Origin of the sequence: Gilliamella intestini (assembly GCF_900094935.1) — a bacterium.
GTDB lineage: Bacteria > Pseudomonadota > Gammaproteobacteria > Enterobacterales > Orbaceae > Gilliamella > Gilliamella intestini.
Genome location: NZ_FMBA01000003.1, coordinates 94,094 through 111,481 on the forward strand (window position 1 = coordinate 94,094; position 17,388 = coordinate 111,481).

General features: G+C 33.9%; 15 protein-coding genes and 2 tRNA genes. 9 read left to right on the forward strand and 8 right to left on the reverse strand.

Features of this window, described 5'->3' with window-relative positions:
* Positions 1–214: 214 nt before the first annotated feature.
* Both GA0061080_RS01420 and aroB read right to left on the reverse strand, forming a co-directional pair.
* A complete protein-coding gene (locus GA0061080_RS01420; protein ID WP_091119808.1) occupies positions 215–1,300 on the reverse strand; it encodes a 3-deoxy-7-phosphoheptulonate synthase in 1,086 nt (361 codons plus the stop codon).
* Positions 1,301–1,595: 295 nt separating this feature from the next.
* A complete protein-coding gene (gene aroB, locus GA0061080_RS01425; RefSeq protein ID WP_091119811.1) occupies positions 1,596–2,675 on the reverse strand; it encodes a 3-dehydroquinate synthase in 1,080 nt (359 codons plus the stop codon).
* Positions 2,676–2,795: 120 nt separating this feature from the next.
* Here aroB and GA0061080_RS01430 point away from each other — a divergent pair, with 120 nt between their 5' ends.
* Together GA0061080_RS01430 and glnB are read left to right on the forward strand one after the other, a co-directional pair.
* The gene (locus GA0061080_RS01430) at positions 2,796–4,406 is read left to right on the forward strand and encodes an NAD+ synthase (RefSeq protein WP_091119865.1); all 1,611 of its coding nucleotides are present in this window, start codon (positions 2,796–2,798) and stop codon (positions 4,404–4,406) included.
* Positions 4,407–4,428: 22 nt separating this feature from the next.
* Positions 4,429–4,767 (forward strand): nitrogen regulatory protein P-II, encoded by a 339-nt coding sequence (glnB, locus tag GA0061080_RS01435; RefSeq protein WP_034910467.1) that lies wholly within the window; start codon positions 4,429–4,431, stop codon positions 4,765–4,767.
* Positions 4,768–4,774: 7 nt separating this feature from the next.
* On the opposite strand, the gene GA0061080_RS01440 is transcribed toward glnB, so the two are convergent.
* Entirely contained in the window at positions 4,775–5,401 is a 627-nt protein-coding gene (locus tag GA0061080_RS01440; RefSeq protein WP_141683070.1) for a hypothetical protein, read from the reverse strand.
* A 326-nt stretch (positions 5,402–5,727) separates the two neighbouring features.
* On the opposite strand from GA0061080_RS01440, the gene GA0061080_RS01445 reads away from it, so the two are divergent.
* Positions 5,728–6,354: a TfoX/Sxy family protein gene (locus GA0061080_RS01445; protein ID WP_091119818.1), complete on the forward strand. Its 627-nt coding sequence runs from the start codon at positions 5,728–5,730 to the stop codon at positions 6,352–6,354.
* A gap of 121 nt (positions 6,355–6,475) precedes the next feature.
* On the opposite strand, the gene rhlB is transcribed toward GA0061080_RS01445, so the two are convergent.
* On the reverse strand, positions 6,476–7,705 hold the full coding sequence (rhlB, locus tag GA0061080_RS01450; RefSeq protein ID WP_091119869.1) for an ATP-dependent RNA helicase RhlB: 1,230 nt from the start codon (positions 7,703–7,705) through the stop codon (positions 6,476–6,478).
* 153 nt (positions 7,706–7,858) lie between these two features.
* Between rhlB and trxA the strand changes: the two genes are divergently transcribed.
* The 5 genes from trxA to nrdG all read left to right on the forward strand — a co-directional run bounded on the left by trxA (position 7,859) and on the right by nrdG (position 14,350).
* The gene (gene trxA / locus GA0061080_RS01455) at positions 7,859–8,185 is read left to right on the forward strand and encodes a thioredoxin TrxA (protein ID WP_091119822.1); all 327 of its coding nucleotides are present in this window, start codon (positions 7,859–7,861) and stop codon (positions 8,183–8,185) included.
* A gap of 359 nt (positions 8,186–8,544) precedes the next feature.
* Positions 8,545–9,807: a transcription termination factor Rho gene (gene rho, locus GA0061080_RS01460; RefSeq protein WP_091119825.1), complete on the forward strand. Its 1,263-nt coding sequence runs from the start codon at positions 8,545–8,547 to the stop codon at positions 9,805–9,807.
* A 175-nt stretch (positions 9,808–9,982) separates the two neighbouring features.
* Positions 9,983–11,398 carry an NADP-dependent phosphogluconate dehydrogenase gene (gnd, locus tag GA0061080_RS01465; RefSeq protein WP_091119829.1) on the forward strand — a complete coding sequence of 472 codons (1,416 nt, stop codon included), beginning with the start codon at positions 9,983–9,985 and terminating at the stop codon, positions 11,396–11,398.
* Between the two features lie 335 nt (positions 11,399–11,733).
* Positions 11,734–13,869, forward strand: a complete 2,136-nt coding sequence (gene nrdD / locus GA0061080_RS01470; protein WP_091119832.1) for an anaerobic ribonucleoside-triphosphate reductase — start codon at positions 11,734–11,736, stop codon at positions 13,867–13,869.
* Between the two features lie 16 nt (positions 13,870–13,885).
* A complete protein-coding gene (gene nrdG, locus GA0061080_RS01475) occupies positions 13,886–14,350 on the forward strand; it encodes an anaerobic ribonucleoside-triphosphate reductase-activating protein (RefSeq protein WP_091119835.1) in 465 nt (154 codons plus the stop codon).
* 11 nt (positions 14,351–14,361) lie between these two features.
* Here nrdG and can read toward each other — a convergent pair whose 3' ends face one another.
* From can to GA0061080_RS01495, 4 genes are all read right to left on the reverse strand, one after another.
* A complete protein-coding gene (gene can, locus GA0061080_RS01480; RefSeq protein WP_091119840.1) occupies positions 14,362–15,024 on the reverse strand; it encodes a carbonate dehydratase in 663 nt (220 codons plus the stop codon).
* Between the two features lie 56 nt (positions 15,025–15,080).
* Entirely contained in the window at positions 15,081–16,133 is a 1,053-nt protein-coding gene (locus GA0061080_RS01485; protein WP_091119844.1) for an FAD-binding protein, read from the reverse strand.
* 595 nt (positions 16,134–16,728) lie between these two features.
* Positions 16,729–16,805: transfer RNA gene (locus GA0061080_RS01490), tRNA-Pro, on the reverse strand.
* 22 nt (positions 16,806–16,827) lie between these two features.
* Positions 16,828–16,903: transfer RNA gene (locus GA0061080_RS01495), tRNA-His, on the reverse strand.
* A gap of 285 nt (positions 16,904–17,188) precedes the next feature.
* On the opposite strand from GA0061080_RS01495, the gene GA0061080_RS01500 reads away from it, so the two are divergent.
* A partial coding sequence (locus tag GA0061080_RS01500) for a transposase (protein WP_141683071.1) occupies positions 17,189–17,388 on the forward strand: 200 nt, incomplete at its 3' end.

Here is a 17,388-nt window from a genome sequence, read left to right on the forward strand (position 1 = left end):
ATGACTTTGCAAGCTTGTTGAACGTTACCGAGTTGTTTAGCTAATTCTAAAAGTCCTAATTTAGGTTTAATGATTTTGGCGGTTTGATTCATTTCTGACTCTCCTTTTTGTGTTATAAAATAACTCAAACGTCAGATTAAATAAAGACTATTACAGTTAATTAAAAAAATCGCCGATGTTTTGTCGGCGATTTTGTCATCAGTTTTTATGCTATTTAAGCTTTAGCTGATTGTTGCTTTCTTTGGGTAAGCGGTTTTGCTAATTGACTATTCATTTTTAGTAGCAATTGTTCGGTTGTTTCCCAATTGATACAAGCATCTGTCACTGATACGCCATATTTGAAGTTTTCTGGTGGTTGTTCAGACGATTGATTGCCTTCAAATAAATTACTTTCAATCATCACTCCAATAATCGAATTATTACCTTTTTCGATTTGCTCAATAATTGAGTCAGCAACAATCGGTTGATTGCGATAATCTTTATTGGAGTTTGCGTGGCTACAGTCAATCATTAAGTTAGGCAATAATCCTGCTTTTTGCATTTGCTCTTCACATAATGATACGCTTTGTGCATCATAGTTAGGCGTTTTTCCACCACGTAAAATAACATGCCCGTGTGGGTTGCCTAAGGTTTGTAAAACGGTCACTTGCCCTTGTTGATTAATGCCTACAAAACGATGAGGCATAGAGGCCGATTTCATGGCATTAATTGCAACATCTAAACTGCCATCGGTGCCATTTTTAAAACCAACAGGCATTGATAGGCCAGATGCCATTTCTCGATGCGTTTGTGATTCAGTAGTTCTTGCCCCGATTGCTGACCAGCTAATTAAATCGCCAATATATTGTGGTGTATTGGGATCTAATGCTTCGGTTGCAATAGGTAAACCAATTTCAGCAATATCGAGCAGTAATTTACGGGCTTTTTTTAGTCCATGCTCAATATCAAATGAGCTATCCATATGAGGATCGTTAATCATACCTTTCCAACCAACAGTGGTTCTTGGTTTTTCAAAATAAACACGCATAACGATAAATAAGTGATCCTTAACTTCGTCTGATAGTCTTTTTAATTTATGCGCATATTCAATTGCTGCAACAGGATCATGAATAGAGCAAGGACCACAAACAATCAGTAAGCGGTGATCTCGGCGCTCTAAAATATCTACAATGGCTTGTCTTGATGAGGCAATTTGGTTTTCAAGATCATGAGATAACGGATAAAGTTTTTTTATCTCTTCAGGGGTAATTAGCATGTGTTCATCTCTAATTCGAACATTATTTAGTGTATCTTTTAACATTTTTGCTTTCCTTGTTAAAATCATTTTATTATTTTATATGTAAAATATTAATTACATAAACGCATATAATGTAAACACAAAATTACATAATAGTAAATTAAATTTTCAATTATTAACCAGAATTTATTAGGGATGTTTTTGTTTTGTGGTTTTAGTAAATTTATATTTACATTTTAATCGTGTAGAACCTTATGTGTTGATTTAATCTGATAATAATGATTAAGCTAGGTTACCCTAGCTTAATAACAAGAAAGTGATTTATTGATACCTAGTATACTAAGAATTATGATGAATATTAAACGTTAGCAATCGACTCTAATACGATACTTTTATCAATGCCATCCATCACCTCAACATGCCCAATTTTAGTTGGCACAACAAGTCTTAGCTGTCCAGATAGTACTTTTTTGTCTCGTAACATATGTGGCAGATAAGATTCAATTGACATTTTTTTGGGTCTGTTAACAGGTAGTTTAGCACGAATTAATAAGTTCTTAATTCGTTCAATATCAGTTTGATCCAATTTACCAAGTAATTTGGCTGTTTGTGCAGCCATTAGCATACCAACACTGACAGCTTCGCCATGTAGCCAATTTCCATAGCCTAGTTCTGCTTCTATGGCATGACCATAAGTATGACCAAGATTTAAAATTGCGCGCATGTTTTGTTCTGTTTCGTCAGCGGCAACTACTTGAGCTTTGAGTTCACAGCAATGGTAAATACAGTAGCTTAATGCATTAACATCTAGGTTTAGTAAATCGTTGATGTGTTCTTCTAACCAATCAAAAAATTTAGTATCTAAAATAATGCCGTATTTTATAACTTCGGCAAGTCCAGCCGAAAGCTCTCTTTGTGGTAATGTTTTTAAACAACTGAGATCAATCACTACCGATTGTGGTTGATAAAATGCGCCAATCATATTTTTACCCAGTGGGTGATTAATCGCTGTTTTCCCCCCTACCGAGGAATCAACTTGTGATAGTAGCGTTGTCGGTACTTGAATAAATTTGATTCCACGTTGATAAGCTGAAGCGGCAAATCCTGCAACGTCACCAATCACACCGCCACCAAGTGCGATAAGTATACTACTGCGAGTATGATTGTTTGCCAGTAACGTTGTTAAAATACTATTCCATGTTTCTATGGTTTTATATTTTTCACCATCAGGAACAACAACTGAATCGGTTTTTACACCATGCTTTTCAAGCATATCAATTAGTGTCTGTAAATAAAGTGGGGCGATGGTTTCATTGGTAGCAATGAGTACTCGTTGGCCTGCTTGGAGTTTAAAATGTTGAAATCCGCTTAGTAGATTTTCACCAATTGTGATTGGATAACTGCGTTTAGCTAGCGCTACATTTAATATTTTTTGCATATTAATTTCCAGACAAGTCAAAGTGGATTTATTGTTGCATGTTAGCGATAAAAAAGTGGCAGTGCAACTTAGAATCATTTAAACTTAATGATAATTTCGATTTGTGATATTAAATATTATATGTCTTTATCTATTGTTTTAGCACAAAAAAATTGGTGTGTGGGCGATATTGAAGGGAACGCTAAGCAGATTATTGAGCTAATTAGTCGCCACTCGTCCGATGACCTCATTGTTTTTTCTGAACTCGCTTTGTGCGGTTACCCTCCTGAGGATTTAGTTTATCGATCTGATTTTAAAGATCGTTGTCAAAAAGCACTTGCTTTAATTGAGCAAGCCAGTAAACATTGTGCGATTATTGTTGGGCATCCACATTGGCAAGATGAGCATATTTATAATGCCCTTTCATTTTTTTGTGATGAAAAATTGCTAGCTTGCTACCATAAACAGTTACTACCTAATTATGATGTATTTGATGAGAAGCGTTATTTTACTGCAGGTAATCAAACGTGTGTTGTCAACTTTAAAGGTCAAAAGGTAGGCTTGTTAATTTGTGAAGATCTTTGGCAAAATCAACCAATTGATGATGTTAAACATGCTCAAGCTGATTTTGTAGTTGCAATTAATGCTTCGCCTTATGATTATGAAAAACAACAACAACGATATGGTTTGGTTAAACGTCATGCCAAACGTACAGGTTTACCAATTATTTATGTCAATCAAGTTGGTGGGCAAGATGAGCTGGTGTTTGATGGTTGTTCTTTTGCTTGTAATGAACAAGGTGAGGTAATTTGCCAGCTTCAAGCATTTAAAGAAGACATGGCTATTTTAGATTTTTCAGAAGCGCATAATGTAATTCCCCAAAAAGCAGGATTTGAAGCAGATATTCTAGCCTCAGTTTATGATGCGTTAGTACTAGCAACGCGTGATTATATTACTAAAAATGGTTTTGAAGGTGCTGTTTTAGGGCTTTCTGGTGGGATTGATTCTGCGCTCACGTTGGCAATCGCTGTTGATGCATTAGGTAAAGATAAAGTACAAGCAGTGATGATGCCATTTCGTTATACAGCCGATATCAGTATTGCTGATGCTAAGGAAGAAGCCGAGATATTAGGGGTCGAATTTGATATTGTTTCCATTGAGCCGATGTTTGATGCGTTTATGTCGTCGCTAAATCCACTGTTTTTAGGCACAGCAAAAGATACCACAGAGGAAAATCTGCAGGCGCGCTGTCGTGGTGTTATTTTAATGGCGCTGTCAAATAAACGGCGCAGATTGGTGCTAACAACGGGTAATAAAAGTGAAATGTCAGTAGGTTATGCAACGCTTTATGGCGATATGGCTGGTGGGTTCGATGTGCTTAAAGATGTTCCTAAAACTATGGTGTTTGCATTGTCAAAATATCGGAATACTCGTTCTTATGTTATTCCTGAAAGAGTGATCACTCGCCCTCCATCAGCAGAGTTAGCACCAGATCAGAAAGATGAAGACAGTTTACCGCCTTATGATATTTTAGATGGAATTTTGAATGGTTATGTTGAACTTGATCTTTCCGTTGAACAACTTATTGCGCAAGGTTATGATGAAGCAACTGTAAGGCGAGTTATTAAATTGGTTGATATAAATGAGTATAAACGTCGCCAATCTGCGGTTGGTCCGAAAATAACAGCTCGTAACTTTGGCAAAGGTCGCCGTTATCCTATTACTTCTGCTTTTGGATTTAAAAATTGGTAATCTCGAATTAAGGTGAATTGATATGAAAAAGATTGAAGCTATTATTAAACCATTTAAATTAGATGATATTCGAGAGGCACTTGCTGATCAAGGTATTACTGGTATGACAGTTACTGAAGTTAAAGGTTTTGGTCGTCAAAAGGGGCATACTGAACTTTATCGCGGTGCGGAATATATGGTTGATTTTCTGCCGAAGGTGAAAATTGAACTTATTGTGTCTGATGATATTTTAGAAATGTGTATTGAAACTATTATGAAAACAGCACAAACCGGTAAAATTGGTGATGGCAAAATTTTTGTTTATAACGTTGAACAAGTCATTCGTATTCGAACTGGCGAAATGGATGAATCGGCGATTTAAATTAATATTATTGGATGTCCGGTCGTTCTTGCTTTAGTAATGCTGGCGTTACAATACCTTGAATAGAACAAATAAGAAGATTCATATTTGGTCCTTTTTCAAGTAATAATAACTTTTCGGTAGTATCTGGTACAGGGATTGTTTTGACACCTACAACTATATCGGTGTTTTTATGCCAAGTTTGGAGATCATCATTAATATTACGAATCTTTGGATTTGCAATGTACAATAGGTTATCTTCCATATTTTTCCAATCCACAAAATTTAAAGTCTCTTTGATTTGATCAATATCATTATTGATAATAAACCCCCAGAAATAATATTTTCCCATCTTGCCAAGATCCATTGCACTATCATAATAGCCAGTGATTGTTAGGTTTTTATAAGTCATAGGATGAGCAAAATAGACATAATTCTTGGTTATATCAGAACGATTTTCAACAGAAATATAGGCTTGATTTTGGTCAATAAGTTTTATATTGGTGTATTTTTCTAATTCTTCCTTATTGGAGTAAATATCTTTAAAAAAATGAGGAGTACACAGCGTTAATGAGTCAATTAGCGGTAATTTATCGGCCGATGTGACAAAAGGGTAATATATAAGAAATAAAGCAATAATAACGTTTTTTATCATTTTGATTTGGTTTGACAAAAATTAAGTATCATTCAATTAGTATATTTTGATTGTATAATTATTACGACAGAATAACAACGTAAAAGCTATTTTCTTTTTAAAAATTATCAAGTTTTATTTTTCTTTATCAAAATTCTTTACAAAAATTTATTTGATTTCATATAAATATAATTTATCAAGTAATAATTTGTTTTATGTTTATATATGGAATACAGATCGCATAATTCTGAATTTAATTAGAAATTGTTTGAATATGAAATAACTATAATTTAGATTAATTAGTAAGTTATTTTAGTTAATTAATAAAGTTCAGATGGGAGTTAATTATGTGCTCAACATTTGCAAATCAAATTCTAATAGAACTTTCTGACCTAAAAGATATTTCAATTAAAACATTTTTTGGTGGGTTTAGCGTTAATAGCAAAGGTACAATGTTTGGCTGGATTACCAAAAAAGATTTTTATTTAAGAGGACACTCTGATTATCGCTCATTTTTTATTGATTTAGGTATGAAACCGTTAAGTATAACAACAGGTATGACAACCAAATTACTTGATTACTACAAAGTTGATGAAGAAATTTTTAAGGATAAAGAAAAATTATTAGCTATGGTAAAAATGGTGATTGAATATACTAAAAAAGAAAAATATGAAAAAAGTGAAACCGAATCAAAACGAATAAAAGCATTACCAAATATGACTTTGTCATTGGAAAGGCTATTATGTAGTGTTGGAATCAAAGATGTTGAAACTTTTGAAAAAACAGGATATTTACACACGTTTTATAAGATAAAAAAGAAAAAGAAAACAATTTCAATGAATATATTGTTTGTTTTATATAGTTCATTACATCGATTTCATGTAGCTACATTATCTAAAGAAGCTAAAAAAGAAATTGAGCTTGAATATCAATGTTTTTTAAAACAGATGAATAAAAATTTACACGAAGAATGATCTTAGTATGTCATTTTAGTTAAAATATATTTGCAATATCACAAAAAGTTGTCTATGAAGATTTGCAACGAAGTATTATTAGACAACTTTTCATGATGATTTTAATTTTTTACTACAATATCTAGTTCGAATATTTTCTACGAGGTGAACGTCTAAAAGGTTTTGGGGCTGGTAGATCAACTAATAATGCTGAAGGATCATATTGGCTAACAGGAATTGCATGATCAATTGCTTTTTCAATAGCAGGTAAATTTTGCGAATAACGTTCACAGGCTAACGAAATTGAGTAGCCTTCTGCTCCAGCACGTCCCGTTCGTCCAATTCGATGACGATAATCATCGCAATCATCGGGTAGATCATAATTGAAGACATGAGTAACATTAGGAATGTGTAATCCTCTGGCTGCCACATCGGTGGCGACTAAAATATCAAGATGACCTTGAGTAAATTGTTCCAAAATTGATAAACGTTTTTTCTGGGCAATATCACCAGTTAATAATCCAACACGATGACCATCAGCAATAAGATGTCGCCAAATTTTTTCGCAAGTTACTTTGGTATTAGCAAACACAATGCAACGATCAGGCCATTCTTCCTCAATTAGTGTTTGCAAAAGTACTAATTTATCTTCATTAGATGGGAAAAATAGCTCTTCTTTGATGCGATGACCAATTTTTTGTTCTGGTTCAACTTCAACATATTGGGGATTGTTCATATGCTCAAATGCTAGTTCCCGCACATTATGTGTTAATGTCGCAGAAAACAACATGGTTAATCTTTTTTGTGGTGGTGTCATATGTTTGAATACCCAACGTATATCGCGAATAAACCCTAAATCAAACATGCGATCTGCTTCGTCTAATACGACAACTTGAATTGCATCTAAATTAATATAATTTTGTTTTGCATAATCAATCAGCCTCCCTGTCGTTGCAATTAAAATGTCGACACCAGTTGATAGCATTTTTAATTGTTTATCATAGCCATCACCGCCAAAAGCTAACCCTAATTTTAAACCTGTTTTTTCAGATAAGGCTTCTGCATCATGATAAATTTGTACAACTAACTCACGTGTTGGTGCAATAATGATTGCTCGCGGTTGGTTTATCTTATGATCTGGCAATGGTTCATGGTTCAACAAATAATTAAAAGTTGAGGCCAAAAATGCGATAGTTTTACCTGTTCCTGTCTGCCCTTGCCCAGCGATATCAATCCCTTTAGTTGTTAATGGTAATGTTTTTTCTTGAATAGGGGTACAATAAGTAAACCCTTTTTTCTCAAGAGCTTTTAATACTAAAGGATGAAGAGAAAATTGATTAAAAGTTGTTTTAGTAAGATATGATTGAATCATTGCGGTTGTAAACATAATTACCAGAATTGTGACATTATAACACACTAAATACAGCCACATCACTAATAATTATACCCTATTATACTAATTACTAGTAGAGTTATGCAAAGTAATCTATTATTAAATACAAATTAAAGTATGTCGGAGAATAAAATGAGTAATAATATCGTTCAATTATCGGAAGCTACATTTGATAAAATAATTAGTGAATCAATAAAACCTGTACTTGTTGATTTTTGGGCTTCATGGTGTGGGCCATGTAAAATGATTACTCCGATTTTGGAAGAAATAGCTGAAGAATATGTTGATAAAATTGTTATTGCGAAATTGAATATTGAAGAAAACCCAAATGTAGCGCCTAAATTTGGTATTCGAGGCATTCCTACTTTATTAATTTTTAAAAATGGAAACGTTGTTGCAACTCAAGTTGGTGCTCTATCTAAGGCTCAACTTAAAAATTTTATTGATCCTCAATTATAATAAATACCTTATATTCAATAAGTATAGTTAAGAGAGTGGTGAGTTATTCATTGCTCTTTTCCTTCTATGTTTGCTTTATTTATTAGTTTAAAAGAGCTAGTTTAATTAAATATAGACATATTAATGTTTTTAGTGTAAATTGCTAGCCTCTTACAAATATTCCTTTCTAAAATTCATTGTTTTTATTGGTAAAGTGATAAAATTCTATATTCAGATCTTCAATTATCATAAAAAGCTTAGTAATCGATTGAATTTATGCGCTGTAAGGAAAGGAGATTTTTATAAGTAAATGAAACAAATAGACAAAAAGAATATTAATTGCAAACATATCAATTTTATCCTCAAGAATTTTTAAAATTATGAATTTAACTGAATTAAAAAACACTTCTGTATCTGAGCTTGTAACGCTTGGTGAAAAAAAAATGGGGCTTGAAAATCTTGCCCGCCTTAGAAAACAAGACATTATTTTTGCAATTTTGAAGCAACATGCCAAAAGTGGTGAAGATATTTTTGGTGATGGTGTACTTGAAATTTTGCAAGATGGATTTGGCTTTTTACGTTCAGCCGATAGCTCTTATTTAGCTGGGCCTGATGATATTTATGTGTCACCAAGTCAGATTCGACGGTTTAATTTAAGGACTGGTGATACCATTGCAGGTAAAATTCGTCCACCAAAAGAAGGCGAGCGTTACTTTGCTTTATTAAAAGTAAACGAAGTAAATCACGATAAGCCAGAAGATGCCCGCAATAAAATCCTTTTTGAAAACTTAACTCCACTCCATCCAAATTCTCGTTTCCGAATGGAACGAGGTAACGGCTCAACAGAAGATATCACCGCAAGAGTACTTGATTTAGCATCGCCAATTGGTAAAGGTCAACGTGGTTTGATTGTTGCACCGCCAAAAGCCGGTAAAACGATGCTTTTGCAAAATATTGCACAAAGTTTGGCAGTTAATCATCCTGAATGTGAACTAGTGGTATTAATGATTGATGAGCGCCCAGAAGAAGTGACCGAAATGCAACGTCTAGTTAAAGGTGAAGTGGTTGCGTCAACATTTGATGAGCCAGCAGCAAGACATGTGCAAGTTGCTGAAATGGTGATTGAGCGAGCAAAACGTTTGGTTGAACATAAAAAAGATGTCATTATTTTGTTAGATTCAATTACACGTTTGGCGCGTGCATACAATACGGTTGTTCCTTCATCCGGTAAAGTATTAACTGGTGGTGTTGATGCGAATGCATTACATCGTCCAAAACGCTTTTTTGGTGCTGCTCGTAACGTTGAAGAAGGTGGTAGTTTAACTATTATTGCAACTGCATTGATTGATACTGGCTCAAAAATGGACGAAGTTATCTACGAAGAGTTTAAAGGTACTGGTAATATGGAAGTTCATTTATCGCGTAAGATTGCTGAGCGTCGTGTATTCCCTGCTATTGACTTCAATCGTTCAGGTACGCGTAAAGAAGATTTAATGACTTCGCCAGATGAACTGCAAAAAATGTGGATTCTGCGTAAAATTCTTAACCCAATGGGTGAGACTGATGCAATGGAATTTTTAATCGATAAACTTGCTATGACTAAAACCAATGATGAGTTTTTCGAAATGATGAAGCGTTCATGATTTGCCCAGTTATTAGTAAATATCATTAAAGTAATGAAAAAGAGCCGTATTATATTCTGATACGGCTTTTTTTATGGCAAAATATAGCGTAATTTATAAAACTTTATTAGGTTTTAGATGTTGTTAAAAAGCCTTATGGTTAAGGTTATAAAGGTTTAATAAAAGGAGCCAACTCATGTCAAAACAACAAATTGGTGTTATTGGAATGGCAGTTATGGGGCGAAATCTTGCGCTCAATATTGAAAGTCGTGGATTTTCTGTTGCTATTTATAATCGCTCTAAAGATAAAACAGAACAAGTTGTGGCTGAACATTCTGATAAACAATTGGTTCCTTATTATACTATTGAAGATTTTGTTAATTCTTTAGAAAAACCACGCCGTATCTTGATTATGGTGCAAGCAGGTAAAGGTACCGATGCGGTCATTGATGAGTTGCGCCCACTGTTAGATAAAGGCGATATTATTATCGATGGTGGGAATGCCTATTTTGAAGATACAATTCGTCGTAACAAAACTTTATCAGCAGAAGGATTTAACTTTATTGGTACTGGTGTTTCTGGCGGTGAAGAAGGAGCACTAAAAGGTCCATCAATTATGCCTGGTGGGCAAAAAGAGGCTTATGAATTAGTTGCACCAATATTAGAGAAAATTGCAGCTAAGGCTAATGGAGAGCCTTGTGTTGCTTATATAGGTCCAAATGGTGCTGGTCATTATGTAAAAATGGCTCATAATGGCATTGAGTATGGTGATATGCAACTGATAGCTGAAAGTTATTCGGTATTAAAACACGCTGTTGGTTTAACTAATGATGAACTTGCTGAGGTGTTTACTGATTGGAATAAAGGCGAATTAGACAGTTATTTGATTGAAATTACCGCTGATATCTTTAAACATAAAGATGAAAACGATAATTATTTAATTGATGTGATTTTAGATGCTGCAGGTAATAAAGGTACGGGTAAATGGACAAGCCAAAGTGCTTTAGATTTGGGTGAGCCTTTATCTTTAATCACTGAGTCTGTATTTGCTCGTTATCTATCAGCAATTAAAGATCAGCGAGTTGCGGCGGCAAAAGTGTTAAAAGGTCCTCAAAAAGCGCCTTATAGTGGTGATAAGCAGGAGCTCATAGAGAAAGTCCGTAAAGCGCTTTATATGGGTAAAATTATCTCTTATGCACAAGGTTTTGCACAGCTAAAAGCTGCTTCTTATAAATATCAATGGAATTTAAATTATGGTGAAATAGCTAAGATTTTTAGAGCAGGCTGTATTATTCGTGCACAGTTTCTCCAAAAAATTACCGACGCTTATGCCGATAATAATGAAATTGATAATTTGTTGTTAGCACCTTATTTTAATCAAACGGTTGAGGCTTACCAACAATCATTGCGTGATGTGGTATCTTTAGCGGTACAACAAGGTATTGCAGTTCCAACACTTTCAGCAGCGATTGCTTATTATGATAGTTATCGATCAGCGGTATTACCAGCTAATTTGATTCAAGCACAGAGGGATTATTTTGGTGCTCATACCTATGAGCGTATTGATAAAGAAGGCGTGTTCCATACCGATTGGTTAAATATTGAATCATAATTTGTTCAATTAATAACGTTATAAGTATACAAAAGTGCAAGCAAGCTTTGCGCTTTTGTTTATTTATTGTCTTAGTAAATTTATTTATTCTTTCTCTTTTATGTCATAAATACATATCATTATTAGCTTTAAATTTGTCAAGTTATTTTATTTATTAAAAATCCTAGAAAAGCACTATATATAGTGTATAATTCGCAATTATTTACTATATATAGTAATTTCTAAACAATTTAGAAATTCAGGTTTATATCATAAAAATCAAAAATCAAAAATTAAATGAATCTTTTTATCGGTATAAATTTATACTAATTATTAATGAATATTCAGGAGTATGTATGCCCGTAGTAATTAAACGAGATGGTTGCCAAACTGCATTTAACGAGGCTAGAATCAAAGATGCAATTGTCAAAGCAGCTGTGGCAGCGAATGTTCATGACCCAGATTATTGCGCAATGGTTGCTCGTGTTGTTACTAATCAAATGAGCGAACGTGAAAGTGTTGATATCAACGAAATTCAAAATGCAGTTGAAAATCAGTTAATGTCAGGCCCTTATAAAAAATTAGCGAGAGCCTATATTGAGTATCGTCACGATCGTGATCGTGCACGCGAAGAGCGTAGCCGTTTAAATCAAGATATTCGAGGGTTAATTGAGCAAAGTGATGTTGCCATTTTAAATGAAAATGCTAACAAAGATAGCAAGGTGATCCCAACTCAGCGGGATTTACTTGCAGGTATTGTAGCAAAGCATTATGCTAAACAGTATTTATTACCTAAAGATATTTCTCGTGCTCATGATTGTGGTGAAATTCATTATCACGATTTAGATTATGCGCCATTCTTCCCTATGTTTAACTGTATGTTAATTGACTTAGATGGTATGCTAACTAATGGTTTTAAAATGGGCAATGCTGAGATCGAGCCACCAAAATCAATTGCAACCGCAACAGCTGTCACTGCACAAATTATTGCACAAGTAGCTAGCCATATTTATGGTGGCACGACCATTAATCGTATCGATGAGGTTTTAGCAAAGTTTGTTACTATTAGTTATAACAAACACAAACAAGTGGCTGAAGAATGGAATATCCCAAATCCAGAAGCTTATGCCGAAAGCCGAACTCAAAAAGAGTGTTATGATGCGTTTCAATCTCTTGAATATGAAGTAAATACTTTACACACAGCTAATGGACAAACTCCGTTCGTTACGTTTGGTTTTGGTTTAGGAACGAGTTGGGAATCACGCTTAATTCAAGAATCTATTTTAAAAGTTCGTATCAAAGGATTAGGTAAAAATCATAAAACAGCAGTTTTCCCAAAACTTGTTTTTGCAATTAAAGACGGTATTAACCATAAACATGACGATGCTAATTATGATATTAAGCAACTAGCCCTTGAGTGTGCAAGTAAACGTATGTACCCAGATATTTTAAATTATGATAAAGTTGTTGAAGTGACGGGTTCATTTAAAACTCCAATGGGTTGCCGAAGCTTTTTAGGTGTTTATGAAGAGAACGGACAACTAATTCATGATGGTCGTAATAATTTAGGCGTAATTAGTCTAAATTTACCTCGTATAGCCATTGAAGCTAAAGGCGATGAAGCTCGATTTTGGGAAATTTTAGATAAACGTTTAGAACTATGTAAAAAAGCATTAATGACGCGTATTGCTAGACTTGATGGCGTAAAAGCACGAGTGGCACCAATTCTATATATGGAAGGTGCTTGTGGTGTGCGGCTTAACGAAGATGACAATGTTTCTGAAATTTTCAAAAATGGGCGTGCTTCAATTTCTTTAGGTTATATTGGCCTTCATGAAACATTAAATGCACTTTACGGAAATCAAACGCATCCATTTGATAGTGATAAATTACGCGAAAAAAGTGTGGCAATTGTTGATCGTTTACGTAATGCGGTAGATCAATGGAAGAGCGAAACTGGTTATGGATTTAGTCTATATAGCACACCAAGCGAAAATTTATGTGATCGATTTTGCCGACTTGATACGGCTGAATTTGGCGTAATTCCAGGTGTTACTGATAAAGGTTATTATACTAACAGTTTCCATCTTGATGTTGAAAAAAAGGTTAATCCCTACGAAAAAATAGAATTTGAAAAACCTTATCCTCAAGTTGCCAATGGGGGGTTCATCTGCTATGGGGAATATCCAAATATGATTAACAATATCAAAGCATTAGAAGATGTTTGGGATTATAGTTATTCACGAGTTCCTTATTATGGGACTAATACGCCAATAGATGAATGTTATGAGTGTGGTTATACCGGTGAATTTTCTTGTACCAGCAAAGGCTTTGTTTGCCCAAGTTGTGGTAATCATGATTCTTTAAAAGTGTCTGTTATTCGTCGCGTTTGTGGGTATTTAGGTAGCCCTGATGCTCGCCCATTCAATGCAGGTAAACAAGAAGAAGTAAAACGTCGAGTTAAACATTTAAATAATGGTCAAATTGGTTAATAATCAATAAATATTTATGAATTATCATCGCTATTATCCTGTTGATGTTGTAAATGGTGAGGGGACCCGATGTACACTTTTTGTTGCAGGCTGCGTTCATCAATGTCGGGGTTGTTATAATAAAAGTACATGGGCTTTAGATTCTGGTTTGCTTTTTACACAATCACTTGAAGATCAAATCATTAAAGATTTACAAGATACCGAAATAAAGCGTCAAGGATTATCGCTTTCTGGCGGTGATCCTTTGCATCCTCAAAACGTTCCTACAATATTAAAATTGGTTCAACGCATTAAATCTGAGTGTGATAACAAAGATATTTGGCTTTGGACAGGATATAAGCTTGATGAGTTAATAGCTGAACAACAAGCGGTTATTCCTTATATTGATGTGTTAATTGATGGTAAATTTGAGCAAGAACTTGCTGATCCTAGGCTTTTGTGGCGAGGAAGCAGCAATCAGGTAATTTATCGCTTTAAATAAGGACCATCAAGTTATTTTTGTGACTTATGTAAATTTAAAAGATAAGAAATTGCTTCACGGTAATTAATCTCAAGATTTTCACTACTGGATGATGTTATGTGTAAATCAGTGATTTTACCGTTATGAATGCCATACACCCAACCATGTAAATTCACTTTTTGACCTCGTTGCCATGCGGATTGAATAATTGTTGAGTGTCCAAGGTTATAAACTTGTTCAATTACATTAAGCTCACATAAAACATCCAAACGGATATCGGGTGGAAATTCCCCTAGCAGTGAGCTGTTTCGAAACCATAAATCACGGATATGTAGTAGCCAGTTATTAATTAACCCTAAATCAGGGTTTTCAACCGCATCACGAATTCCACCACAACCTAGATGACCACACACAATAATATCTTCAATTTTAAGTACATCTACAGCATATTGAACAACGGATAGACAGTTTAAATCAGTATGTATTACAAGATTACCGACATTACGATGCACAAATAATTCGCCCGGCTTTAGCTTAATGAGTTTTTCTGCTGACACACGACTGTCTGAACAGCCAATCCATAAAAATTTAGGGTTTTGTTCAACTGCAAGTTGTTTAAAAAATTCAGGATCTTCTTGCGCTATTTTTTCTGACCATTCGTGGTTAAAACGAATCAAATCGTTTACATCAAACATAAATAATATTTCCCAATATATTTCATTATTATTTTTTTATTACTTTCTATTTTAAATTATTCAATATGCTGAATCTTACTTTTCATTATTAATTTACGCCATAAAGGAGTTGTTAATAGTTTGGCTTTAACAATTTTACTATAAAGCTTGAAACGTAGCGGTATTGTGCGTTGATAATAACATTTATTAGGCTTTGGATGGCCACTATTTAATATTTTACTTAAAATTTCAGCACTATCTAGCGCATAGCTTATTCCTTCTAAAGAACTTGCACTAATAAAACCTGCAGCTTCACCAATTAGAAAGATATTTTCATTACCAGTATAGAAATCACGCAATCGATTTGGATAAACAACTAAACATTTTTCTGTTTTTACAGGTTCTCCAAAAATAAAACCTTGAGTTGATAATTTTTCTTTTAATTTTTCAAAATTTTGATTTGCTATCTTTTTGGGGAATGCACCTCCTAAAATAAAATAACCATCTTTAGAGATACTCCAAGCATAGCAATTTGTGGATTTATTATCGAATATACACGAATAAAATGGAGCTGGATGTTGCTCTGTAAACCATTGTTGTATCGCTACATATTGCCTTATTGTATGTTGAGGATATCGCATTCGTCTAACCAGAGAATTAGCACCGTCAGCACCAACCACATATTTTGCTGTGGTATTGTGTTCTTTCTTATTTTTATCAAGATAAGTGATCTGATAACCATCAATAATACGCCTTACTTCTTTACAAAGTGTATTATGAAGAACGGTTACATTTGACGGTATTAGTGATTTTAGCCACAGATCAAATTTGTGCCGATCAAAATTTACATAACTTCGTTGATAATTACGAACAATTTGAGTTTGTAAATCTATGGTTTTGACACTAAAAATTTGTGGATCAGTTAAGATATCTTTCGGTAAATTTAGTTTTTGTCTAATAAAAGCCTTTTGTGCATCATTGGCTAATAATCCACCACAAGGTTTATGAAAACCTTCATTACCTACTTCGTGTTTTGTATCTAATGCAATGACTTTGAAAGAAGAACTAAGTAAACGAGCTAGTGTACTACCAGCAGGTCCAAGACCTATGATTGCAATATCGTAATCCATGTTATTGTATTGTTGATTTATTACTTTAAAAAGTGTTCTATGTTAGCAAATTATATCAAGTGTGGCTATTAGATATGTCAGCTTACCTATGAATACCAATTTGTAAAGATAATTTATGAATATATGAGTAACAAAACAACGAGTTGTTTTATATTTATGATTAAAATAATCGCCTAAAAAATCACAAGCTATTTATCTGAAATCAAATTATGATGTCTAATCGTATACAATAGTTAATAAGTTTTTATTGTCTATCTTTGCATCGATTATGCCACATATTCATTAAAATAAGCACCACTTTTTATTATGTTTATATCATGATAGTCATTTTATTCTCTTTTTAGATGAAGTTCAGTAAATCGCTATCGAATTTTGATAAAATAAAACGGCATAGATTCCTGAATAATTTTTACAAACATCTTAGGTAAAAACAAAACTATTTTAGATAAAATACGTTATAAATTTTAAGAAGATTTTTTAATTAGGAAATGTAAATAACTGGTATTCCTATACATTAAGGCTATTAACGATGAACCAATTAGTTAAGAGACAATAAAAAAGCCCACTCAACTGAGTAGGCTTTTTTATTAAAAATTGGTCGGCGAGAGAGGATTCGAACCTCCGACCCACTGGTCCCAAACCAGTTGCGCTACCAAGCTGCGCTACTCGCCGTTAGATTTAGTGATCAATAAAATGGGGTGGCTAATGGGATTCGAACCCACGACAACTGGAATCACAATCCAGGGCTCTACCAACTGAGCTATAGCCACCATAGAAGCAGGACGAAATATTACGCATAAAAAATGATATTGTCCAGCGAAATTTAAAAAAAACAGGTCAATTGATTACATAAAAAGCGTTAAAAGTACAAAATTTGACAACCTGAAATATACTAAATTGTGATCAGATTTTATAAATATTAGCTTTTATACGACTTGTTGTTTTCTTTTTTATCTCCATATTATTAGGGCGCGTTGATCTTTCGTGATTATTTTTTATACGGCATAATGTGAGTTATAATCATTCTGCAAAAAACAAACATAACTCGATTCATCATGCCAAGAACAATGCTAACAGATAAACGGTGGGAAAAGCTACTACAAATAATGAAAAATACCGGCCGAGTTTATAATAAATCCGAGCATCGGATGACGTTTGAAGGGATCCTTTTCCGAATGAGAACCGGTATTGCTTGGCGAGATTTGCCAGAGGAGTTTGGTGAATGGAGCACCGTCTATAGACGATTTAATTTGTG